This is a genomic window from Croceicoccus ponticola (genome assembly GCF_004004515.1).
GTDB classification, from domain to species: Bacteria; Pseudomonadota; Alphaproteobacteria; order Sphingomonadales; family Sphingomonadaceae; genus Croceicoccus; species Croceicoccus ponticola.
This window is the reverse complement of sequence record NZ_RXOL01000004.1, coordinates 17,718-41,490: the sequence shown is the minus strand read 5'-3', so window position 1 is coordinate 41,490 and position 23,773 is coordinate 17,718. Positions and strand designations below refer to the sequence as shown.

The window sequence follows — 23,773 nt, the reverse complement described above, 5'->3', positions numbered from 1 at the left end:
GCGGCGGCGGTGTTGAATTCAGAGGACCGAGATTCATCTAAAGGGCACTATTTCCATGGGACACAAGTTCGGATCGATTGGCTTGATATTCGTGGCGGCGGGCGTGTCCGGCTGCCAGACCGTCGCCACGCCGCCGATGGAAAGCGCCGACCTCGTCCTGCGCGGCGGAGCGGTCTACACTGTGGACGATAAAAATCCATGGGCCGAGGCTGTCGCGGTGAAGGACGGCCGCATCCTCGCGGTGGGCACTGACGAAGAAATCGCCGCGCTGACAGGTGTGCGGACCGAAGTTGTCGAACTGGACGGCGGCATGCTACTGCCGGCATTTAATGATGCGCATAACCACCCGGTTTTCGGTGGCATGGCGTATTCGACCTGTTCGCTTCACGCGGGCAAGTCGATCGCCGATTATCAGCAGATCATCCGCCGCTGCCTCGCCGAAAAACCGGGTGACGGGATGATTTATGGCGTAGGTTGGGAAGACGGCCTGTTCCCACCCAAGGGCATTCCCACACGGGAACTGCTCGACGCAGTTTCCACCACCCGTCCGCTGATCTTCAAGTCGGTCGGCGGGCATAGCTACTGGATGAATTCGGCGGCTTTCGCACTCACTGGCATAACCAAGGAAACGCAGGATCCGCCCGGCGGCCTGATCGACCGCGACGCGAAAACCGGCGAGCCGGTCGGCACGCTGCAGGAATCCGCACGTGCGCTGGCCGATCCGTTTATCCCGCCGCCAACGATCGAACAGCAGCGCGATGCCATCCTTTACACTACGCGCCTGTTCAACAGTCTGGGCATCACCAGTTGGCACGATGCCGGCATCGGATACGGTCCCGACGGATCCAGCGAGATCCTCGATGCCTATGCAGCCGCCAAATCGGGCGGCCAATTGTCCGCGCACGTCAGCCTTGCGATCATGTGGGACAACGAGCGGAAGACGGATCAGATTGCGGATATCGTGAAAGTGACCGAGCGCGCCCGCACGCTTGGCTTCGACGCCACAGCCATCAAGTTCTATCTCGACGGCGTGATCCCGCAGCATACCGCGGCGATGATCGAACCCTATTCGAACGATCCGCACGATCATGGTGAGACCCAGATTCCAAAGGAAGTCCTGCTGGCAGCGGTGTCGCAGGTCGATCCAATGGGATACCAGTCGCACGTGCACGCCATCGGCGATGCGGCGACCCGAGAGGCGCTGGACGTGTTCGAAGCTGTCGGTAAACAGGCCGACTACAACAAGACCCGTCCGATGATCTCGCATCTCAACATCATCGATCCGGCGGATCAGCCGCGGTTCGGCAAGATTGGGGTCACGGCGCTCTTTCAGCCCCTTTGGTCGGTATGGGAGCCGTACATGCGCCTCACCGCAGAAGCGGTCGGCGACCTGCGCATGCAAACCATCTATCCCACGGCAAGCGTGCTGAAGGGCGGCGGGCGTATTGCCTATGGTGCCGACTGGCCCGTGGCGTCGGCAAATCCGTTGCAGGGCATCGAAGTGGCGGTCACGCGCATGCCGCCCGACGGCACAGACGAACCGCCCCTGTTGGCAAGCGAAGCGGTCACGCTGGCACAGGCGATCCGTTCCTATACGCTCGATTCCGCCTGGACGAACAAGATCGACGATCGCACAGGCTCGATCATGCCCGGTAAGTTTGCCGACATGATCGTGCTCAACCACAATCTTTTCAAGATTCCGCAGACAGAAATCGGCGAGGCAGAAGTGCTGGCGACATACTTCGGAGGCAGGTTGGTTTATCGTAAGGGGGCGGTCAAAGCAAAGGCACCTAATTGAAACGTGACCGGATCGAGGTAGTTGATGCGAGGGCGCTGTCAAAAGGACGGCCGGGCAAGGGCGACACTGCTAACCGGTCCGGATGAGCAAGGCCGATTATCCGTTCAGACGTTTTCACTCATCGCCGGACATCGTCGGCATGGTTATGATGTTGTACGCGCGATATTCGTTTTCACTGCGGAACGTGGAAGATCTGCTCTTCGAACGCGGGTATGACCGTTGCCACGAACGGGTTCGGCTGTGTTGTAATAGTTTCGGTCCGATGTTCGCGGCAGAGATACGGAGAGGGCGCATGGCCCACATGCGCGGCGTTCGACATTGGCACTGGCACCTTTACGAAATGTACGTGACCCAAAAAGCCGCGCAGCGATCTACCTGAGCCCGTTCGCCGGTTTTACGCGCTGAAGCAAAGCATGGCAGGTGCGGCAAAGGATGGGGGAAGGCGGCCTGACCCGCACCTGCTTGTCACTTGTTCTGGTCTGGGCTCGGCGGTGCTTGGCATCCGATTTTTGCAGCGAAGTCCAGCCTCTCTCGCAGCGGATCAGGGATGTCGTGCGCGCCTTCAGTACCGATCAGCCGCAAGCGGTCAGAATCCGGCGAAAAGGGCCGCCACGCTTTACGCCCGTGTTTGTGCGTGGGCCGCCCGTGGCGGGTGAAGTCGATCCAGTATCGGTGCATCGTCTTGGCCACCGCAGCATCGTTGCCGTCGCCACCCTTTTCGATACGCTGTTCGGGAAGGGCGAATACATAGGGGATCTCGCTGGCATGCGGAGCTCCGCCCATCGCCTTGCCGGTCGCGCCACCGATATGGTCGAACCGATAGACAAAAACCTTCCTGCCTTTTGCGGCGAGCCTGCGGGCGACATCCCGTCCGGGGCCAATGAAAATCTGGTCGGCACTGATCTTTGTGGCCATTTCGAGTCCAGACTTTGTTCCATCAGGATCGTATAGCTGACGCGCTCTCGGTCCCGCGGTCGCCAGCATGCGCAACACTTCCTGTTTATCGGATGTGGGCGGAAAGCCGTCCGCCGAATTCGTGCCCAACATGATGGGCACATCAGCGTATAGGCCGGCGGCGATGGCCTCTACCGGTTGGGCGTGCAGATTGATGCGATCGAACATCGGGCCAGAATAGTCGTCGCGCTCGATGTTTGAGAGGGACAGGTCACCGACGACGCTGGACACAGGCAAGGCTCGAAGAGCGTCAGCAGTCAATCCTGGTGCGAACCGGCTTCCCGCTCCGATGGCCTGTTGCCGGGACGCATAGGGCAGCGAACATGCAGTGCCCCCGCCTGACTGGATGATGGCCTTGTGGAACAGTCCGCGAGCCTTGTCCGATTGCATGAGCATGTGGACCGACATTCCGCCCGCACTTTCACCGAATATGGTCACGTTCTCGGGATCGCCGCCAAAGGCGCCTATGTTCCGCTTTACCCATTCGAGTGCCGCGATCTGATCGAGGAAACCGAAATTGCCGGTTTCGCTTTCGCCTTCGATTGCGGGGTGCAGGAAAAAGCCGAACCGCCCAAGTCGGTAGTTCAAGCTTACCAGGACTACTCCATCGGCCGCAAAATTGGATCCGTCATAGATTGCCGGAGAGCCGCCTCCGTTGACGAAGCCTCCGCCGTGAATCCAGACCATAACCGGCAAGGCCTTGCCGTTCGCGCGGGAAGATGGCGCCCACACGTTCAAGAACAGGCAATCTTCGGAAGGTGCTGTCCGGATGGGTGCAGCGTCTTGCGGAAACGGCGCCTGCGCGCAATCGCTTCCGTAAACTCTGGCCTGGCGGGTGATCGTCCACGCCGTAACAGGCGAAGGGGGACGCCAGCGTAGCGGCCCGACCGGTGCTGCCGCATATGGGATGCCAAGGAAACTCGTCACCGCGCCGGACCTGTTGCCGGCGATTTCACCGCTGTCGATTTTCACGACAGGCGGGTTTGAGCCGCCAGTCAGGGTCAGCAGCAACAAACCGACCAGCATCCGCATCACCATTCACTCTCCCGATCGAACCATCAGGCAATGTCAAAGCAAATGCACTTGAATGAAAGGTGAAGGGGCGAGGTTATGCTGAAGCGGTGCATTTTCCAGCGGCATGCTCAGTCGACAGATACTCGATCGCGAGCGAGTGGACTGTGCGGGTGACTTGCTCACGCGAACTGCCCGAATATTTCATCTGAACAATGACGTGAGCCAGGCCGACAATAATGCGGGTGGCATCATCGATAACAATATCGGGTCGAACGCTGCCTTCGCGAATGCCTCGCTCCAGAATTTGCCTGTGACCCTCGCGCGCGCGCTCGTAAAACACCAAATAGCTTTTCCAGAGATCGCCCCGGATCGAAACGCTCCACTCCAGCCAGACGCGAACGTAATGATCGTACGTGTCGATCGCGTCGCAGAACGCCATCAGGATGGCTTCGATTGCCAATGGGGCTGCGCGCTCGGGACCGGCATGGCCGCGCAGAAGGTCTTCGAGGAGAAAGCGCATGACTTCGTCGAGCGCCGCTTTGACGATGTCCGATCTGGTCGGGAAATAATGAAACATCGTCGGCAACGCTATGCGCGCATCTCGGGCAAGCGCACTGTGGCTCGTCTCGCCTATCCCGCGATCGGCGAAGGTGCGAATAGCCGACTGGATCAGATATTCCCGCCGATCTTGCGGAGACATGCGCGAAGCACGTGGGCGATTGTCCTCGCCCTGCATCAATAGCGTCCGATCACAGGCGGGCTAGTAACTCCACCGGTGTTGAAGTCGAAAGAAAATGACTCAGACGGGTTGGGCATAAACTGCCTCTGGCATCAGTTGAAGATATCTTCAATATCTTGACAGGGCCGATATTGAAGATATCTTCAATAAATAAAGGCCGGGTATCGGTTTGGTGAAATGCCGGGCACGATCCCGGAGCGCCTGCGGAGATGACAAAGGCAATGGGTTCAGGTGCGGACCAGCAGCAAAAGCGCTCATCCGAGCTCGATATGAATGACCGCCTGCGACATATCGATTCAAACAGATGATGGACTTTACGGTCCCCTCCCGCCTTGTTGCCCGCAATGTTATCGCGAGCGGCGATGCAGTGGGTCGCACCTTTGCCGACCTGCGCCGGCGCCGATCGTCCAAAACAAGCATTGCGAGCCGAACCCATGTCACGACTGCTATTTGATCCCACCCACCGCGACGTCCAGATCGATCCATACCCGTGGTATGCGCGCCTGCGAGAGGAGGAGCCGGTTCATTTCATCGAACCGCTTAACGCGTGGGGCCTGTTCAGGTACGAGGACTGCAAGAACGCGTTCATGCATCCGGAACTCTATTCGGCTAGAGATTTCATTCGCCAAGCGTTCGGCGATCTTGATCCGGTGCCCGAGACGCCATCGCTGATCGCCATGGATCCGCCGGATCATACCCCACTGCGCAAGCTGACCAGCCATGCCTTCTCGCCCGGTGTCACCCGCAAGATGATTCCGAAGATCGAGGCCATTGTAGATGGGCTGCTCGACGAAATACAGGGACGCGGCAGGACCTTCGATTTCGTGAACGACTTTGCGGCCTATATCCCCGTCAGCGTTACGGCGGAACTGCTCGGCGTCGATCCGAAACAACGGGAAAACTTTAAGATCTGGACGGCCGATCTACTCAATGCCGCCAACCGCGCGGCCCTCGCCGATGAAGAAGTGAGCCGCATTCGCGACAGTGTTTCCGAACTGCGCCGTTATCTCGAACAGGTCATTCGCGAGCGGCGAGAGGAGCCACGCGACGATTTCATTTCCATGCTGATCAAGGCTGAAGAAGGTGGCGATACCCTGACAGGCATTCAGGTGTTGAGCACCGCCATCCTGACTCATTTCGGGGGATCGGAGACGCCATCTCACCTGATCAGCAGTTCGCTCATCGCGATGTTCGAACAGCCCGAAGTGAATGATGCAGTGATGGCCGACCGCAACCTTGTGCCAAGTCTGGTGGATGAAACACTGCGTTACTGGTCGCCGGTCAATCTCGTGTTCCAAACGGCGACCTGCGACATCGATTTGCACGATCGCTGTATTCCGGCGGGTTCACACGTATTGTCTTATATCGGTTCGGCCAATCGCGACGAACGAAAGTTCAAAGATGCCGACCGTTTCGTTCTCGGCCGCGATCCGCACGGCCACCTCTCTTTCGCCCATGGTCCGCACTATTGTCCCGGCGCATCGCTTGGAACACGCATGGCCAGCATTGCAATCGCCAAGGTGCTGGAACGGATGCCTGCCATCCGCAAGATCGATGAGGTCACGGATTGGCTGCCTTCGCTTTGGATCCGCGGCGCACGGACCTTGGCAGTGTCCGCGTAAAACGAGTGCCATCATGCTCTCAGTGTCGACATAATTTTGGAGAAAGCATCGCCGTTTAACGGTGCGCTTTTGCAGTTGAGGTAGAAGAAAGCCCACGGGCGGGATTGCAGCGTCTCTGGCTCGCTGCGGTCCGTTGGTACCTCGTCGCGAGGCCATCACACCGCAATAAGCTGCTCCAAACCTCAGGCCTCGGGCAGACCCGGCGATGCCTTGGCACGCCTTAGCATCAACTCCCATGTAAGGTCCAGATAGTTGGCCTTGCTCAACAGAGCTTGCAGGCGGTCGCAGGCGTCAGCCGGGATTTCGGGAGCCTCGGTTGCGGCAAGCTTTACGTCGAGCCGGGCTGCATATTCATACGTCACATGGAGCGCGGCTGCTTCGGGCAGCGTTTTACCGATGGTTATGGCACCATGCCATGGGATCATTATGGCCACGTTATCGCCCAGGACAGGTGCGATTGCTTCGATCGTATCGTCTGGACTGACGCCGACCTTGTTATAAAAGTAGGTTGAGAGATTATGGTACATTCGAACGGGCCGGCACAACGCGGCCTGTGTCGTGCCCCAAGGGCCGTGAGTATGCACGACCCCGTTGATCTCCAATCTCTGCTGATAGATGCCTTGATGGAAATCGATGCCGGGGCTGATCGGCCGGTTCCCCTCGACAACCTTGCCGTCAAAATTCACTAACAACAGGTCATCGTCTTCCATCTCGTCAAGAGCCCGATCAAGAGCGTTGGTCCAATATAGATCGCGGCCGGGCACCCGCATGCTGACATGCCCGCCAATCGTGTTGCCGCATCCTGATGCAGCCAGGCCGTGACAGGCGTCGAGGACGAGCTGGCGGATCTGTTTGTCGTTCATGGTCATCCTGGCTTATCCGTCCATGTCTGCCGACTGGATATTGCGGGCGAAAAACGTGGCAAGCGCCTCGGCGCTTGCCTCAGGCTGATGGTCGAGGAAAAAGTGCCCGCCGGCAATTGTGCCAGTGGTCACGTTATCGGCAACCGAACGCCATTCGGCGCCAATGTCGAACAAGGTCTGCATAATTCCCTGACCCGCCCATAAAGCCAGCACCGGGCATTGCAGGATCTTGCCTTGATCGTCTTCGTCATGCTGCAAGTCGATGCCAATCCCCGCCCGATAGTCATTGCACGAAGCGTGGATCATGGCGGGATTATTCCAGCATCGACGATATTCGGCCAGCACCGCCGGATCAAAAGCATCAAGCGTGGTGCCGCCGTTCGATCCAAGGCAGTGTTCGAAATAGTAATCGGGATCTGCGCCTATCATCCGTTCAGGATGCGGAGCGGGCTGGGGCAGAAAATACCATTGCCAGTAAGTACGCGCCAGGTCGCGAGTGATGGAATGGTACATGCGCCATGTCGGCACCAAATCTAGAGCTGCAAACGCCGCAATACGGTCTGGCCAATCGCGAACCATCCGGTGACCCACCCTGCCGCCTCGATCATGACCTGCGACCATGAACCGGGAGTGGCCTAATCGTTCCATCAAGAGCACCTGGTCTCGGGCCATGGCGCGGAACGAATAGGCCTCGCAATCCGGCCCGGCAGGTGGTTTCGCGCTGTCGCCGTAACCGCGAAGATCCGCACACACCACGGTGAAATCGCGCGCGAGCAACGGAGCAACCCGGCTCCACATAAACCGGTTTTGCGGGTATCCGTGGAGAAGAAGGATGGCAGGCCCGCTCCCTCCGGTGACGAAGGCGATTTCCATCCCGTCGACGATCTCGGTCGACTGCCTGAACCCTTCAAACACGTGCGACCCTCCCCAGCATCTCGGTTGTTCGAATATAAAAACCACCCTATTCGCATATTTTGGGTGAAAACATCCAGACTCATGTCGGTACTCAAACGGTATCGGAACTTGTGGCGAAATCGGATCGGTCAGCACCAAAGTCCGAATTCCCAGAAAACCATCGCCTGAAGGATGGGCTTGATCGGCCAAACGCCTCCCGCGCAAAACCTCATCAGGCGAAGTGGGCGAATTTCGTCTATGGTAAAGCGCCTCTTCTGGCACCCATAATTTCCTTGTGCACGCATCAGCGAGTATATACACAAGGGATATAAATATATGGAGAGGTCCTTTGAAGGGTCAAGCTTTCGTCGAAAACGGAATTGGTCGTTCCCGAATCGAAGATAATGAGTGGCAGTTTTTCGCTGATCCCGAAACCGACCCCGGCTTCTTCAGTCACATGAGTGAGCCGATCCCCGTCCAGTTCTTGGGCGAGAACTGGGAAAAGGGGCCATGGATCGTCCCGAACAAGTTTCCGCCCAATTGCAAGGCTGATGCGCACGCCCACAACTACGACACAATCTACTATATCATCAAAGGTACCATGACGTTCAACGACGGCAGCGGATGGTACAAGGAAGGCGACTTGCGCTGGGCGCGTGCCAACGTGGTCTACGGCCCGGAGGAGGCTGGGCCCGACGGATGTACGTTTCTTTTGATCAGTTCGGGTCCTATGGACGTGCAGTGGAAGGATTCTGAAACGCACGTTGTCAAGTCCGACTGAATAAAATGATCCGCTTCTTGCGGATATCATTCCTTTGCTTTGCTTACCTCACAACATTTACATGATTCGATGGTGCGCAACTTGACTTGCGGTCAGCGGATTGAGCCGTACGTGCGCTTTTTATTCAAATGTTAGCGGATTAGTGATTTGCCAAAATGGCCATTATTTTTATTTGACGAATCAAAAATACGCGGGCCTACTCAGGAATATACGGTGAGTATGAAATAAGGGCCGAGCGGTGGGGCCACTTGAGTGGAGAGGGGATTCATGGGGCTGCCTTTGTGCGTGCATGGCTTGATGTTGGCTGGGGACTGATTGTGCCTGCCTGCGGTTCGTGATCATCACTTTGCGCGATGGGTTCACTCAGCGGCCTCACGTCGACAGTAAGGGCCAGATCGCGCCAAACTCGCGCCAGAACACAGCTTTACTGGTGTAGCGTGGGTGCGTCATCGACCTTCGAAGCACTCTCGCACGATTTCGGTCTCTCAAGCGGCGGAAACCAATTGACGTGAATATGGCCCGCGGAAGCTACTGTTCTAACGCAAAATCAGGAAGCTTGTTCATGCGTATACTTGCCTCTTTGATCGCCGCATCCGGCTTGTACTTGATTGCTTCGCCGTCGGTCGTTCTGGCTGGCGAGGGCACTGTGGCGGCCGACGTCGCAAAATGCGCGGGCATTTCCACCAGCACGGCATCACTCGGGGAAAAGGGCCAGAAAGTTAAGGTCTATGCTTTCATCATCAAGAAGCCTGGCCTGACTGACGAGCAATTTCATGCGCACTGGCGTGACCCTCACGGCACGCTGACCGCCACGCTTCCCTACTTCAAGCGATACGTTCAAAACCACGGTATCGGCAGCTTGCCGACACTGCCTGGTCTGACGCCCATGCCTTACCTCGGTATTCCGACGGTCTGGGTCGATCAACTTTCCGATCTGGAGGCTGCGGTCGCCGATCCGCTTTATGCACCGCTGGATCGCGACGTCGACGAACTCTACATCCGGGACAAGGCAGCTTGGCTGTTTACGACGGAATACAGCCGTTGCGTGTCTCCCACGAACAAGGCGTTCGCTCCGATCAAGGCGCAGGTTTTCATCAAGCAAAAGCCCGGCACTTCCGATTTCGAAGGTCATATGGCCGAGTTCTCGAAAGCACTGGGAAGCTTGCCGGGGGTCATAGGGCTGACAGCGGCCCTGCCTTTGCAGGGATCTGACGCACCGCTTTTCGATGGCGTCGTGGAAGTGTCCTTCGAAGATCAGGACCATTTCGAAGCGGCCTGGACCGATGATGGCCCAGATGGTGCGCTGGCCATGCTCGATACATTTGCAGACCGGGACGGGTCACGCGGTTTCCTCTCCCGCGAAGAACGTGTGATCTGGCCGTAAAGTCAGCGACTCATCTTTCCCCGCCGAACTGAAGACCTTCAACAAACCGGACCGAGCCAATGAAGCGCAGATACCTGACCATTCTTTCGATCGCTGTCACGGCCCTGCTTGGCGGTTGCGGAGCTTATAACGGTACCGATGCCGTCAACACTTCGTCAGGAAATCCTGCGTTCGCCGCTTCGCTTCAGGCACAAGATTGGCCGACATATGGCGGAACCGCTGACGAGCAGCGTTATTCGCCGCTAGACCAGATAAACGCGGGGAACGTCAGCGGGCTGCAACTGGCATGGTATCAGGATTTTGATACCGCCCGCGGACAGGAAGCAACCCCGCTTGTCGTCGACGGCGTGCTTTATACATCGACAGCGTGGAGCAAGGTCTACGCCTATGACGCGGCGACCGGTAAACAGCTGTGGATGTATGACCCGCAAGTTCCGGGGAAGACGGCAGTAAACGCCTGTTGCGACGTGGTAAATCGCGGCGTCGCCTATCATGATGGTCGTGTGTTTGTCGGCACGCTGGATGGCCGGTTGGTTGCTCTCAATGCCAAGACTGGCGCGCCTGACTGGATCACGCAAACGACGGACGTCACCAAGCCTTATACGATCAGCGGTGCGCCGCGGGTGGCCCGAGGCAAAGTGTATATCGGGAACGGCGGAGCAGATTTCGGCGTCCGCGGCTATGTTTCCGCCTATGATGAGCAAACCGGAAAGTTGGCATGGCGTTTCTACACGGTGCCTGGAGAACGCGGCAAGAAAGATGGAGCCGCATCTGACGACATCCTCTCCAAATTGGCGTCGCCGACGTGGTTTGGTGACAAGTATCTCGAGCTTGGCGGTGGCGGAACAGTCTGGGATGCGATCGTATACGATCAGGAACTGAACCAGCTTTACATCGGCGTCGGAAATGGATCGCCGCTCACGTTGAAAGACCGATCTGAGGGCAAGGGCGACAACCTGTTCCTGTCATCGATTGTTGCGCTGGATCCCGACACCGGCAAATATCTTTGGCATTATCAGGAAGTGCCTGGCGAAACTTGGGATTTTACCGCGACTGCACAGATCATGCTGGCGACGCTCGATATCGGTGGTGCCAATCGTCAGGTGCTGATGCACGCGCCCAAGAACGGCTTTTTCTATGTAATCGATCGCAGGAGCGGAAAGCTTATCTCAGCCGAAAAGTTCGCCCCCGTAAACTGGGCCGAACGTATCGACTTAAAGACCGGGCGTCCGGTCGAAACGCCGGGCGCGCGATATGAAAACAGCGCCTTTCTCGCCACCTCGGCAGGAGCGGGAGCGCATAGCTGGCAGCCGATGTCTTACAGCCCGAAAACCGGGCTCGTCTATCTGCCGACACAGATGCTGGCTGCGCTTTATAATCACGAAGAGGGTTTCAAGATCGAGCCGGGGCAATGGAATCTCGGCTACGACATGATGACCAGCAAGATGCCGAGCGATCCAGTGGTTCAGGCGCAGATCAAGGCCAGCCTTACCGGCTGGTTGAGCGCATGGGATCCGGTGGCCCAAAAAGAGGTCTGGCGCGCGGAACATGATGGTCCGTGGAACGGTGGAACACTGGCTACTGCGGGTGATCTCGTGTTCCAGGGCACCGCTGCCGGAACGTTTGACGCTTATCGTGCAAGTGACGGAAAGAAACTTTGGTCGTTTGCCGCCCAGTCCGGCGTGATGGCAGGGCCTGTCAGTTTCCAGTCGGGCGGCAAACAATACATCGCAGTCTTGGCGGGCTACGGCGGGGCGGTTCCGCTTTCGCTCCCTTCCTTCGATGGGCCAACCACTCCCATCAACGGCAGGGTGCTGGTCTTCAGTCTTGATGGCACCGCGAAACTTCCCGCGAAGACCGCAGCAGTGGCACCGCCAATCATAGCCCCCACTTTCGCCATGTCTGCCGATCGCGTCGAAACCGGACGACTGCTTTTTGGCAAGGTCTGTGCAGCCTGTCACGGACTGGAAGCGTGGTCGGGCGGTATCGTCCCGGATTTGCGCAGATCTGTCGCGTTGCATGATGCGCAGCTGTGGCAGGACATCGTCATCGGTGGAGCGCTGCAAGACAACGGCATGGTCAGCTTCGCCAAGTCACTGACGCCGCATCAGGCGGAATCGATCCGCCAGTTCGTGGGCGATCAGGCAAAGACACTGGCCAACCGCAACGGTTTGAAGCCCTGACCCGGATCATCGACCTCGGCATCGCGGGGTAATGCAACACGGCGCGCTCGCAGATTTCAGCGCGACACGAGAGAGGAAATTGAGATGCTCGACACAAAGGCGGCCCCGTTCCAACGCCCGGATCAGCTATTTATTGGTGGCAAGTGGTCCGATCCGTCTTCCTCATCGATCATCGAGGTGATCAACTCGGGGACGGAAGAACTATATGTTGCCGTGGCCGAAGCGCAAGAAGCGGACGTCAACGCCGCAGTTGCGGCTGCCCGCCATGCCTTCGACAAGGGGCCGTGGCCGCGCATGACGCACAAGGAGCGCGCTGGCTACCTTGATGCGATTGCCGATGAATTCGATCGCCGCGCAGACGATATCGCCCAGATCTGGACGGTTGAATCGGGCACGGTGTTCAACGTCGCTCAGCCGGTGTCGCAGACCTTGAGCGGTATTTACCGATACTATGCAGATCTCGCCGATGACTTTCCATTTGTCGAAGAGCACGAGCCCAAAGGCGGCGGCAATGTCGGTTTGCTTGTTCGCGAACCGGTGGGCGTGGTGGGTGCCATCATTCCGTGGAATGGCCCGGCATTGCTGATCGCGCATAAGTGCGCGCCTGCGCTTCTGGCCGGTTGCACCATCGTCGTAAAGGCCTCGCCCGAAGCGCCGGGATCGGCATATGTTCTAGCCGAGATCTGCGAAAAGGTCGGCTTGCCCGCAGGTGTCATCAATGTCCTGACCGCCGACCGCGAAGTTTCCGAAAAGCTTGTTCGTCACCCGGATGTGGACAAGATAACCTTCACAGGATCGACCATGGCCGGACGGCGCATCGCCTCGTTATGCGGCGAACGCATTGCGCGCTGCACGCTCGAACTGGGCGGTAAGTCGGCCGCTGTCGTGCTGGACGATTACGATGTAGCGGCTGCTGCGCAAACCATCACGGGATCGACGACCTTCCTGACAGGCCAGGTGTGCTCTGCGCTGACGCGCATCGTCGTTTCGCGCAATCGTCATGACCAGTTGGTCGAAGCACTGGGTGAAGCGTTTCGTGCCGTGCGCGTCGGTGATCCCTTCGATGCAGGATCGGGTATGGGGCCGCTGGCCATGCGTCGCCAACGGGACCGTGTCGAAGATTTGATCGCCAAGGGCGTGTCCGAGGGGGCAACGCTGGCTGCTGGTGGCAGCCGACCGGCACATCTCAACCGCGGCTTTTTCATTGAGCCGACAGTGTTCGGCAACGTGGATAACAATCAGACGATCGCGCGCGAAGAGATATTCGGGCCGGTTCTGTCTGTGATCCCGGCCGATAATGAGGCGCAGGCGATCGAGATCGCCAACGACTCCATCTACGGTCTCAATGCCTCTGTCTTCACCAATGATATCGAACGGGCCTATTCCGCTGCACGTCAACTTCGCTCGGGTACAGTGGGGCACAACGCGTTTCGATCCGACTTCAGCATCGCTTTCGGCGGGTTCAAGCAGTCTGGCATCGGGCGTGAAGGCGGCAAGGAAGGGCTGATGCCGTTCCTTGAGACCAAAACCGTCATCCTCGATGCCAAGCCCGCTTCGTTCGACGTCTTCTGACGGAAGCTGGGCGTCGAGACGGAAATGGCAGTGGGGCAGGCCGGCAGCAGCGGTGAAGCGAAGGCGCGTTATATGACGCCGGTCAACGTATTCCGCACCCGGCAGGCGGAAGTGCCCATTCATGCCTTTGCAAATGAACGGGAGGAAGCATTTACTGCAGGGCGGCAGACCGGCTTCATACCGCTCGACCTTGGTCCGCATTATGGATGCAATTATCTGGCAACCACCCCGTTAATGCTGGGCCGATATGCCATCATCCGCGCAGGCGAAGAGCTGGCATGCGACCTCTTCGCCACTGGATTGGCCGGTTACGTCCTGCGCGGGGTGGGCGTTGCGATCTGTCCTGACCGTTCGTTCGAATGGGCATCTGGAGATGCCTTGCTGCTACCGGCTGTCGGAACCATCATTAGGGCGCGAGAGGATGCGATCATTTTTTGCATCACCGACGAGCCGCTGCTTTCGTTTCTCGGTGCCCGCCCTTCGGCAAGTGTGCCGGCGATCCGCTATCCCGCAGAAGATATCGAGCGGCAGCTTGCCGCCGTTTACGAGCGTGGTGATGACGAAGACCTGACCGGTCGCGCCGTATTCCTGACCCATGATGGCGGTGGCGCCTACGGTACGACGATGCCGGCCCTGATCTCCACAATTACCACGCTGGAGGCTGGCGGCGTCCAGCGCCCGCACCATCATAACGCCGCTGCGATCACGCTGTGCCTTTCCGAGGACGAACTGGAATCGGTAGTCGATGGGGTGTCCTGTCGCTGGCGGCATGGACTGGTGCAGATCACCCCGCCGTGCGCTGTCCACGCAATTTACAACCGCGGAAAATCGCGGATGACTTCGTTCGTTTCGCAGGATTCCGGGTTGTTCTATCACATGAGAACCACTGGGTTCGCCTTTGATTAGACGCCGCTGTGACAGGAAAATGATAAAGGGAAAGGAGCGCTGAAATGTTCAAGGCCTTTGTATTTTTAAAGCGCAAGGATGGGATGAGTGTCGAGGAATTCCGATCCTATTACGAGACTACCCACGCCTTGCTGGGCAAGCGCATGCTCCCAAATCTGAAGAAATATGTACGGCACTATCTGAATCCCGTTGGCGACGATGGCGTGGACGACATGCCCTACGACGTGATCACCGAACTTTGGTTCGATGACCGGGCCGATTTCGACGTGGGCATGGCCCATATCTCGGACCCGGATAATGCGCGGATCATCGGTGAAGACGAAGAGAACCTGTTCGATCGTAGCGCAATCCGTTTTGTCACGGTCGAGGATGCCGAGACCGAGCTAGACAAAGGCTACACGTCACAGATTTGACGACGAAAAAAGGGGTGGAACAAACACCACTTATCCACTTGGTTGCGGCAAGCAAGTACGATATGAAGATGGACATACCGGGCCGGCACGAACACCGCGAGCTGAGAATTTCGGACCTAAAACTAAAGTTTGGGCATAAAAATAGAGGAGGGTGAACCATGAAGAGATTGAGAGAGTGCGCCGCATCGGTGGGGGTCATAGCCTGTTGCATTGCGTTTCCCGCGCACGCACAGTTGGCGCAAGACGAACAGCAGGTTGCTGGCGCGGACAGGGGTGAACCGGCAACCGGCGAAATTATCGTAACGGGTAACAAGCGCGACCAAAGTTTGGTCGATGTGCCTATTTCCGTGCAGGTTTTCACCGACGAAGTGATCACGGATCGCGGCATTACCGGTCCCGCGGACTTTCTCAATACGACGCCGAACGTCGTATTCATCGCCGACAATGCGGGTGAGGTCTTCGTCAACATCCGCGGCCAAACCGGCGCGCGGAACGGTGACCCGAACGTTGCCATCGTCATGGACGGCGTGACGCTGTCCAGCCTTAAGCCGTTCAACCAGGACCTGTTTGCCATCGAGCAGATCGAAGTGCTGAAAGGCCCGCAAAGCGCGCTCTATGGCCGCAACGCGGCTGCCGGCGCGATCATCATCAACACCAAGAAGCCGACAGACGTCTTCGAAGGCGCATTCACTGCGTCTTACGCCAACCACGACACCAAGCGTGTCAACGGCAACGTGCAGGGCCCCCTATCGGATACCCTGGGTTTTGCGCTAGCCGCATCTTATCGCGACACCGACGGGCCGTTCAAAAGCATCACGACCGGCGAGAACGTTTTGCGAAACCGTGTGATGTCGGGCCGCGGGAGAATGGTGTTCGACAATGGTGAAGGCCTGACCGTCGACGCAAAGATCGGCATCAATGATACCAAAGGCGGGGGTATCGCTTATAACGCCCACATCGCAGGCGCGGGCATCGGTGGCCTGCCGGTCGACCGGGGTATCGATGCCAACTATGTCATCGACTTTGTCAGCGACGTTCGCGGCATTTTCGAGGAAACGTTCTGGGACGCGACGCTCAAAGTCGAAAACGACATGGACTTCGCTACTCTCACGATGATCGGCGCCTACAACAATCTGGATCAGTATTACGGTAGTGATGGCGTACCCTATGTGCCGGATACGGGCACTCCGGGTGCGACGGTCCAGCAATATACGATCCGCGATGAAAGCTACTCAGGCGAAATGCGGCTGACATCGCCGGGTAGCCAGAAGTTCCGCTGGCAGGTTGGTTTCTATTACTTGCGCTACGACCGCGACCAGACTTCGCACTTGATGGCCGACACATTGGGCGTGGTTCCGGAAACCGTGGGCTCGATCCTTCCGCCCACTTCGGATTTCCCGACCGTCGCGTTCGGCAATCCGTTCTACAAGACGACCAGCTATGCGCCGTTCGGCAACGTCGAATTCGACGTGACGGACAAACTGACCCTGGCACTGGCCGGGCGCTACGATACGGAGAAGCGTTCGGTCCGCGAGCTGACGACGGCGGATATCAACCCGCTGACCGGGGCGAGCTACAACTTGTGCGTCGCGCTGACTGGCCGCAGTCTTGAAGATTGCTACAGCAGCAGGACTTTTAAGGCGTTCCAGCCCAAAGCGAGCATCACCTACAAGTTCACGCCTGAAGTCAGCGCCTACGCCAGCTATGGCAAGGGCTTCAAGTCGGGCGGGTTCAACCCGATCGGATCTCGCGAGGCTCTCCGTCAGTCGGCGATCGACGCCGGCGCCGATCCCGACAGCGTCTTCGTCGAGGATCAGTACGGCAAGGAAGTGTCCAAATCTTGGGAAGCCGGCCTGAAAACCCAGCTTTTCGATCGGATGCTGTCGTTCAATGTGGCTGCCTTCAAAACAGACGTGACCGGCGCGCAGCAGTTCGACTTCTCGCCCAGTGTCGGCCTGCAGACCATCGTCGAGATCGACAAGGTGAAGCTGAAGGGCCTAGATGCCGACTTCAACCTGAACACTCCGGGCGGACTGAATGTCTACGGAAGCGCCGGCTATGTTCATGGCCGGATCGCGCAGTTCGACGGGAACCCGGCCTTCGTCGGGAATGTGTCGCCCAAGACGTATGAATATACGCTCTCGCTTGGCGTGGCGCAGGACATCGCCCTGTCGGACACGTTGATGCTGGTGCCTCGCGTCGAGTTTACCCGGTTTGGCCCGTTCTGGCAGAACGCGAACAACACGCCGGGCACGCGCCGCGATCCGCTCAGTCTGTTGAAGGGGCGTCTCAGCTTGCGTAGCGAAGGCGGCTGGGAAGTCTCGGCGTTCGGCGACAACCTGACGAACGAGAAGTACTACCAGGAAATCGTGCCGCTGCTGGGCTTTTTCAGCGTTAACTATCGTGGTCCTACACGTAGTTACGGGGTTGAAGTTCGTAAGACCTTCTAGTCTGTCTAGATTATGACAGCATGGGGCGATGGCCTGGTGGTTCTGCAAGAATCCGAGGCCGTCGCCCCTTTTTTATGTCGAGGGCGCGCGGTCGCATACCTTGGCAAGATGTCGCGTCAGGGCGGGAGCCATTGAGGCGCTCAGTTGAACAGGTAAACAGAGCCGGACTTGGCGTTAGGGTAGGCAGGATCGGAAAGCATAACCTTTGATTATGCTTTAGCCGAATATTCCGCCCGCTTGCACCTCGCAGTCCCGGCTCGTTTGAACGCCTCGCCGACGACACCATCATTTGATGATGCGACATCCGACCATAAATATATATACAGAGTTTATCGACCTGCCTACGATGACGTTAGTTTATATAAGGAGAGGTCGAAATGTCCGGAGACAGCGCATATCCACGTGATTTGCTCACAGACTTTGACATCGATGACCCCTCGCTCAGTTCGAATTTCGAAGCAGTGATGCATGAACTCGTCGCCAAATGTCCTGTCGCGAAAAGTCGCAAAGGAACAGGCTATGCGGTGATCAATCGGTACAAGGACGTGCGTGCCTGCGCGCTTGATTGGCGCACCTTCAGCAGTGAGGGCGGCTGGATGCTGAATGCACCAGATGGCAACGTCACAATCCTGCCGGAAGATTGCGATCCGCCCTATCACGACAAATGGCGCCAAGTGCTCAATCCGCCGTTCAGCAAACCGTCGATTGCCAAGTTGACCGACTACGTTCGCGAAAAAGCAGCAACACTTCTGGATTCCATTGCGACGAAAGGCGAATGTGAATTCGTCGCGGAATTTGCGGCAAAGTTGCCGGGCATCATCTTGTTCGAGCGTATCTTTCCGGTCCCGCTCGAAGACCTTCCGCAGTTGTTCGACGATATCGACGTTTATTCCTTCGGACCTCTTGAAGAGCGGGTTGCGGCGTTTGAGCGTGTGCAAAGCTATCTTGAGGATTTTCTCCGCAGCCGGCACGCATCGCCGCCCCAAGGTGACATTGTCGACGGTATCGTCGCGGGCGTAGAAAAGGATGGCGAAACTTGCCCTTGGGAGGACAGGGTCTATGCCGCGCTCGACGTGGTGTTTGGCGGTCTGGCGACTACGACGCACGCTGTCGCCGCCTCGATTTTTCATCTGGCGACACACCCTGACATCAGGAAAGATCTGCTGGATAATCCGCATCTTGTCGACAACGCAGTTGCAGAAACCGTGCGGCTATACGCGCCGGTTGTCGCTCCGGCCCGGACCGTCACCAAATCGGTCGAGATTGCCGGTGTTCCATTCGAACCGGGGGACCGCATCGCGCTCAACCTCGCGGCCGCGTCGCGTGACCCCGACGCCTGTACCAATCCGTCCAAGTTCGATCTGCGCCGCGACGATGTCGTACACACGGCATTCGGGGTAGGTCCTCATCGCTGCCTTGGCGAACATCTCGCCCGGCTCGAAATCAAGGTGACGATCGAGGAATTCCTGAAACGCATTCCCGACTTTTCGTTGAAGCCCGGCACGTGGCCAGGCCATACGAGCGAGCAGATGCGATCGATGCGCGACCTTCATCTCGTGTGGCCGTCTCGATAGTCATCGAACGCATGGGGCTCGTGCAGTTCATTGACTACGGGCGAGTTGGCCCCTGACGATCGACATCACCCCCTCTACGAGCGCTCCGGAAAGATCGGGATTGGCGATCTCCCCGATCGACCAGGCATGCATCTGCGCGAAGATGTGGCTCGAAATCGTGTGGGCGACAAACTCGATGTCGGTTGCCGGCCGCAGCATGTCTTTGCCGTCCAGCCAGCCGAGGAAATGGATATAGGGCGCCTCTGCTTCGTGCTTGAGTATATCCCTGATCGGGTTTGGCACGGCGCGAGAGAAATAGGCGGCAACGACGGCATCGACGTACCGGTCCAGGGCGATGATCTCGCGCGCGGTCCATCGGACATAGGCTTCGAGCGCCTCGAAGCTTTCAGGTTTGTCAGTCGCTCCGTCCTCGCGCGACACACTGAAGGCGTCGAGCACCGCCTGGCTCACCAGCGCCTCGCGAGACTGGAAGTTGTTGAACAAGGTAGCCGTCGCAACGCCGGCACGGTCGGCGATCTGACGCATGGTGAAGCCATCCAGCCCGAATTCGGCCATGACCGCGCGCGTCGCTGCAAGGACCTTGCGGCGACGATCCAGCATTCGCTTGCTGGCATAAGCCCGCGTCGGGGCGTTCACTTCTATTTCGTTCACCGGCAAGGCGCGAACTTCTGCAGCATCATGGGAAAGCCCTGACAGGTTGTGCGGAAGTGCGAAACCCCAGCATAGAGATCAGTTGCAAAAAATGGACTTTGATCTAATATTTGCATCTTCGGCAATAGCGATACAGCGATTCCGATGGAGAGCGAACGATGACCCGAGAGCCCCTCGAACTTCTCAAGTCCATGGCGCGCCATGCAATTGGCCTCGGTCATCGTCAGGCGATGGAATATGCCGATGACGTCATGCTGTTACCCGGCAACACTTATTCGGACGAAACGCAGTTCGCGCTCGAGATGGATCGGATTTTCGGACGCCTGCCGCTTATCCTCGGCCCCTCAAGCGAGTTGGCGGCGCCCGGCGACTTCAAGACGATGAAGATCGGCAAGGCGTCCATCATCGTTGCCCGCGACAAGAGTGGCCAGATCCGGGGATACATGAATGCTTGCCGCCATCGCGGCGTGAAGGTGACCGAAGAGTCGTGCGGGAACGCGAGCCGGTTCGTCTGCCCGTTTCACGGGTGGACGTTCGGAATCGACGGCAAGCTGATCGGCATTTCAGCGCGCGAGGATTTTGGGGACGTCGAGAAGAGTGCACTCGGGCTGAGAGAGTTTCCGGTTCTGGAAAAAGCCGGAATGATCTGGGCTATCGTAAATCCGGATACAAACCTGACTATCGAGCCTTTTCTGAAGGGCTATGACGAGATTCTCGCCCTATTCGGATTCTCTGAGTGGAAGTTTTTCTCGAAACGATCGTTCAAGTGTCCGAACTGGAAGTTGTCTTTCGACGGCTACCTTGAATTCTATCACGTCCCGGTATTACACGGCGAAACCTTCGGCCGTGATACGACGAACCGCGGCTTGTATTATACTTGGGGTCCGCATCAGCACATCAAGACCCCTGATCTTACTCCCGACCATGTTGCCACCGAAACGCTTGGTTATATGGCACGGATCGCCGATCTGGCGGAGGCGGAGTGGGATCTTGAAACCATGTCCTATGGCGTCTGGACCGTCTTTCCGTGCATTTCGATTGCGTCGTTCGGCGGTGGTGGGCGCGGGGTCATGATTTCGCAGGTTCTGCCAGGTGAAAATGTCGGCGAAAGCACGACTTACCAATATTACATCATGGAAAACCTGCCCGAAACGCAGGAGCTGGCCGATCGAGCCGAGGCGCAGTTTGCGTTCCTGCAAGAAGTGGTCGAACGCGAGGACATTGCCATGGCTTATTCGATTCAGGATACGCTGCCGGGAAGCCACATCGAAAACCTTTACCTTGGCCGCAATGAACTGGGGAACCAGAACTTCCATTCGTGGGTCGCCAAGGTCGTGGCGGCCGAGGATGACGAAGCCCTGGTGCGTCTGTTCGAGCAGTCGCCCGTGGCGCACGGGGTGCCCCCGAAGGAGCGAGCGGAAGCTTAGTCTATCCGGTACACCCGCCTTGCGGTGCCAGAAAAAAGGGCTTCGCGTTCGGTCGCGGAGTGACTGGAGGCCAATAGCTTGAAGGCGTTCCACACGGTGCGATAGCTGCCTGCCGCAGCATCGACCGGCCAATTGCTTTCGAACATGCAGCGGTTGGGACCGAAACTGTCGATGCAGTGCTCGATCACAGGCGCCCATGCTGAAGCCAGCTCGGTGTGGTCCGGGGCCGATTCTCGTTTGTGAAAGGCGAAGCCTGCCAAGGGCATGCCCAGTCCGCCAAGTTTGACGACAAGGTTGTCGTGACGCGTAAGCTGCCGGATCATCGGTCGCCAGCGGCCCAGCGCCTCCTCGCGACGATCCTGCCAAGGCCCGATCCCGATCAAACCGCCGCAGTGATTGAGCACGAACGTGGTGTCAGGGCAGGCATCAAGCGCTTCGGCCAGATCCTCAAGCTGGGTGAAATAGCCCCATACATCGAAGGTCAGCCCGCGAGCCCCGAGCCTTCTGATGCCAGCGCGGACAGCGGGATCGGCAAGCATGTGTGGCGTTGTGGGATAGTGCGAGCGGATCGCGCTTCCTTCGTGCCAGGCGATGGCATGCCTGATCCCCCGCAACCGGCCCGCTCCGATCGCTTCGTGCGCATCTAGAACCACGTCAACTCCGTCGCCGAGGGTGAGATCGGCAAAGGCGACAATTCCTGCTGCAGCATTGACCGGACCTCGCGCCGTCGGCAATGGCCGGTCGCAATTTTCGAGAACGAACCTCGTTTCACCCGTCGGGCGAAGCTCCTCCGGCCCTGAGGCAAAATAGGCGCTTCTGCATTCTACATAGACGGTCGCCTCGATCCTGTGGCCGCAATCGAGATCGGCCTGTAGTTCGCCCGCCAAATAACGGTGCCCGCCGCGATCCCAGATATGATGGTGCGGATCGACGATGGCCAGGTAGGGGTCGAGAACCAGTTCGTTTTGCGGACGATCGGGATCCTCGCTGATGCTCACAGCATCCTGCCGCCATCGACCACGATGGTCTGCCCATAAACATAATGAGCGAGCGGCGACGCCAGATAAAGCGCTGCTCCGGCCATATCGTCAACGGTCCCCAGTCGCCCGGCGGGAATTCCCTTGATGCGTTCCGCCAATCGTTCGGGATTGTCCGTCGTCACTTTGGTAAGGCGCGTTTCGACAAGACCTGGTGCGACTGCATTGACCCGAATACCGTCCCGAGCCCAAGCCTGTGCCAGCACCCGCGTCAGGCCGAGAAGGCCCGCCTTGGATGCGGCATAGGCAGGATTGCCGCGCGTAGGGCGGAAGGCGCCGACCGAATTGACGAACACAATCGAACCGCCGGTTTGCGCCAGTTGTTGGCGAAAACGGGTCGCGCAGATCATGTTTGCTTCGAGATTTACATCGATGACCTTGCGAAAATTCGCAATCTCGAATTCCTTGCGCTCATAAAGGGCGAGGCCCTGCGAACAGACCAGAACGTCCAATCGGTCGAACGGCGCGATCCAGCCGGATACCGCCGTCTCGTCGGTGGCATCCATCTGGGTGTAGGTCATGCCCGACATGTCGCCGTCCTCATCCGCGTACTCGTCAATGCCGGTCCTGGTGCCCCAGACGAAGACATCCGCGCCTCGGTCGCGGAATGCCCTGGCGATCCCGTTGCCGATGCCTGTCGTGCCGCCGACGACAAGCACCGTCTTTCCGGAGAAATCGAGCGGATTGTCAATCACAGCGGCGAGGAAGGGTTGAAGGCGGGGGGGCGCTTTTCAAGATGCGCATCCAGTCCCTCGCGAACCTCTGGCCCGGCAAAACCAAGCATTTCGAGCGCTAGGCTCGTTTCGAACACAGGCCACGCCATCCGCATCCAGTTGTTGAGGGCGTGTTTGGTCCAGCGGATGGCGGAAGGTGCCGCCTGCGCCAGATCGAGAGCCACTTCCAAAGCTGTTTCCTGAAGCTTGTCGTCATCCACGCACATGGTGATCAGGCCGATCCGCTCAGCCTCTTCCGCAGTCAGCGCCTTGCCGCTCATCAGATAGTACTTGGTGCGCGCCATCCCGCAAAGCAGGGGCCAGATGATGGCGGCATGATCGCCGGCCGCAACACCAAGCCGGACATGTCCATCGGCCAGCTTCGCCGAACGGGCCATGATCGTCACATCCGAGAGCATGGCCGCGGCAAGACCGCCACCAGCTGCTGCGCCGTTGATGGCAGAAACCAGCGGTTTGGAGAAATTGAGCATGTTGAGGACCAGGTTGCGCCCATCCTTCCACATGCGTGCTTTCCAATCGAATTCGGCGATAACCTTTTCCTCGAGGTCGAAATCGCCGCCTGCCGAAAACGCGCGGCCCGCACCTGTCAGGATTGCGACGCTTGTGTCGGGATCTTCTTCTACATGGCGCCAGACCTCTGCAATCGAGTGATGGAATTCGAAATCCATCGCGTTCATCTTGCCCCGTTCCATCGTGATCCTGAGGATGCGGTCTGCTGGCCGGTCGAACTTCAGGGATTCGTACTCGGGATATTGGTAAGCCATCGTAAAACCTTTT

19 protein-coding genes are annotated in these 23,773 nt (G+C 58.2%); 11 read left to right on the top strand and 8 right to left on the bottom strand.

Annotation, left to right across the window (positions count from 1 at the left end; all coding sequences use genetic code 11):
- Positions 1-55 precede the first annotated feature (55 nt).
- Entirely contained in the window at positions 56-1,798 is a 1,743-nt protein-coding gene (locus tag EKN06_RS09980) for an amidohydrolase (protein WP_127612777.1), read from the top strand.
- Positions 1,799-2,263: 465 nt separating this feature from the next.
- Here the strand turns inward: EKN06_RS09980 and EKN06_RS09970 are convergent, their stop codons facing one another.
- Positions 2,264-3,790, bottom strand: a complete 1,527-nt coding sequence (locus EKN06_RS09970; RefSeq protein WP_127612776.1) for a carboxylesterase/lipase family protein — start codon at positions 3,788-3,790, stop codon at positions 2,264-2,266.
- A gap of 70 nt (positions 3,791-3,860) precedes the next feature.
- A complete protein-coding gene (locus EKN06_RS09965; RefSeq protein WP_127612775.1) occupies positions 3,861-4,502 on the bottom strand; it encodes a TetR/AcrR family transcriptional regulator in 642 nt (213 codons plus the stop codon).
- A gap of 365 nt (positions 4,503-4,867) precedes the next feature.
- On the opposite strand from EKN06_RS09965, the gene EKN06_RS09960 reads away from it, so the two are divergent.
- The gene (locus tag EKN06_RS09960) at positions 4,868-6,127 is read left to right on the top strand and encodes a cytochrome P450 (protein ID WP_164844031.1); all 1,260 of its coding nucleotides are present in this window, start codon (positions 4,868-4,870) and stop codon (positions 6,125-6,127) included.
- Positions 6,128-6,309: 182 nt separating this feature from the next.
- Here the strand turns inward: EKN06_RS09960 and EKN06_RS09955 are convergent, their stop codons facing one another.
- Positions 6,310-6,996, bottom strand: a complete 687-nt coding sequence (locus EKN06_RS09955; protein WP_127612773.1) for a class II aldolase/adducin family protein — start codon at positions 6,994-6,996, stop codon at positions 6,310-6,312.
- Positions 6,997-7,002: 6 nt separating this feature from the next.
- Positions 7,003-8,094, bottom strand: a complete 1,092-nt coding sequence (locus EKN06_RS09950) for an alpha/beta fold hydrolase (RefSeq protein ID WP_240654781.1) — start codon at positions 8,092-8,094, stop codon at positions 7,003-7,005.
- A gap of 247 nt (positions 8,095-8,341) precedes the next feature.
- Here EKN06_RS09950 and EKN06_RS09945 point away from each other — a divergent pair, with 247 nt between their 5' ends.
- The 8 genes from EKN06_RS09945 (at position 8,342) to EKN06_RS09910 (ending at position 19,147) form a co-directional block, all read left to right on the top strand.
- Positions 8,342-8,665, top strand: a complete 324-nt coding sequence (locus tag EKN06_RS09945; protein WP_127612772.1) for a cupin domain-containing protein — start codon at positions 8,342-8,344, stop codon at positions 8,663-8,665.
- Positions 8,666-9,245: 580 nt separating this feature from the next.
- Positions 9,246-10,049, top strand: a complete 804-nt coding sequence (locus EKN06_RS09940; RefSeq protein ID WP_164844030.1) for an EthD domain-containing protein — start codon at positions 9,246-9,248, stop codon at positions 10,047-10,049.
- Positions 10,050-10,108: 59 nt separating this feature from the next.
- Positions 10,109-12,232, top strand: a complete 2,124-nt coding sequence (locus EKN06_RS09935; RefSeq protein ID WP_127612770.1) for a PQQ-dependent dehydrogenase, methanol/ethanol family — start codon at positions 10,109-10,111, stop codon at positions 12,230-12,232.
- Between the two features lie 84 nt (positions 12,233-12,316).
- Positions 12,317-13,804 carry an aldehyde dehydrogenase gene (locus EKN06_RS09930; protein WP_127612769.1) on the top strand — a complete coding sequence of 496 codons (1,488 nt, stop codon included), beginning with the start codon at positions 12,317-12,319 and terminating at the stop codon, positions 13,802-13,804.
- A 24-nt stretch (positions 13,805-13,828) separates the two neighbouring features.
- A complete protein-coding gene (locus EKN06_RS09925) occupies positions 13,829-14,710 on the top strand; it encodes a cupin domain-containing protein (protein WP_127612768.1) in 882 nt (293 codons plus the stop codon).
- Positions 14,711-14,754: 44 nt separating this feature from the next.
- Positions 14,755-15,123 (top strand): EthD domain-containing protein, encoded by a 369-nt coding sequence (locus EKN06_RS09920; RefSeq protein ID WP_127612767.1) that lies wholly within the window; start codon positions 14,755-14,757, stop codon positions 15,121-15,123.
- A gap of 158 nt (positions 15,124-15,281) precedes the next feature.
- On the top strand, positions 15,282-17,573 hold the full coding sequence (locus EKN06_RS09915; RefSeq protein ID WP_127612766.1) for a TonB-dependent receptor: 2,292 nt from the start codon (positions 15,282-15,284) through the stop codon (positions 17,571-17,573).
- 524 nt (positions 17,574-18,097) lie between these two features.
- On the top strand, positions 18,098-19,147 hold the full coding sequence (locus EKN06_RS09910; RefSeq protein WP_205693872.1) for a cytochrome P450: 1,050 nt from the start codon (positions 18,098-18,100) through the stop codon (positions 19,145-19,147).
- A gap of 27 nt (positions 19,148-19,174) precedes the next feature.
- Here the strand turns inward: EKN06_RS09910 and EKN06_RS09905 are convergent, their stop codons facing one another.
- The gene (locus EKN06_RS09905) at positions 19,175-19,747 is read right to left on the bottom strand and encodes a TetR/AcrR family transcriptional regulator (protein WP_276317284.1); all 573 of its coding nucleotides are present in this window, start codon (positions 19,745-19,747) and stop codon (positions 19,175-19,177) included.
- Between the two features lie 209 nt (positions 19,748-19,956).
- Between EKN06_RS09905 and EKN06_RS09900 the strand changes: the two genes are divergently transcribed.
- On the top strand, positions 19,957-21,225 hold the full coding sequence (locus tag EKN06_RS09900) for an aromatic ring-hydroxylating oxygenase subunit alpha (RefSeq protein WP_127612763.1): 1,269 nt from the start codon (positions 19,957-19,959) through the stop codon (positions 21,223-21,225).
- Here the strand turns inward: EKN06_RS09900 and EKN06_RS09895 are convergent.
- The 3 genes from EKN06_RS09895 to EKN06_RS09885 are packed head-to-tail and all read right to left on the bottom strand — an operon-like array spanning position 21,222 to position 23,760.
- Complete coding sequence (locus tag EKN06_RS09895; RefSeq protein WP_127612762.1) at positions 21,222-22,223, bottom strand: amidohydrolase family protein; 1,002 nt, start codon at positions 22,221-22,223, stop codon at positions 21,222-21,224. The genes EKN06_RS09900 and EKN06_RS09895 overlap by 4 nt on opposite strands.
- Positions 22,220-22,954: an SDR family NAD(P)-dependent oxidoreductase gene (locus tag EKN06_RS09890; RefSeq protein ID WP_127613018.1), complete on the bottom strand. Its 735-nt coding sequence runs from the start codon at positions 22,952-22,954 to the stop codon at positions 22,220-22,222. Before EKN06_RS09890 ends, EKN06_RS09895 begins: the two co-directional genes overlap by 4 nt.
- Positions 22,954-23,760, bottom strand: coding sequence for an enoyl-CoA hydratase/isomerase family protein (locus EKN06_RS09885; RefSeq protein WP_127612761.1), 807 nt, complete (start codon positions 23,758-23,760; stop codon positions 22,954-22,956). Before EKN06_RS09885 ends, EKN06_RS09890 begins: the two co-directional genes overlap by 1 nt.
- Positions 23,761-23,773 lie beyond the last annotated feature (13 nt).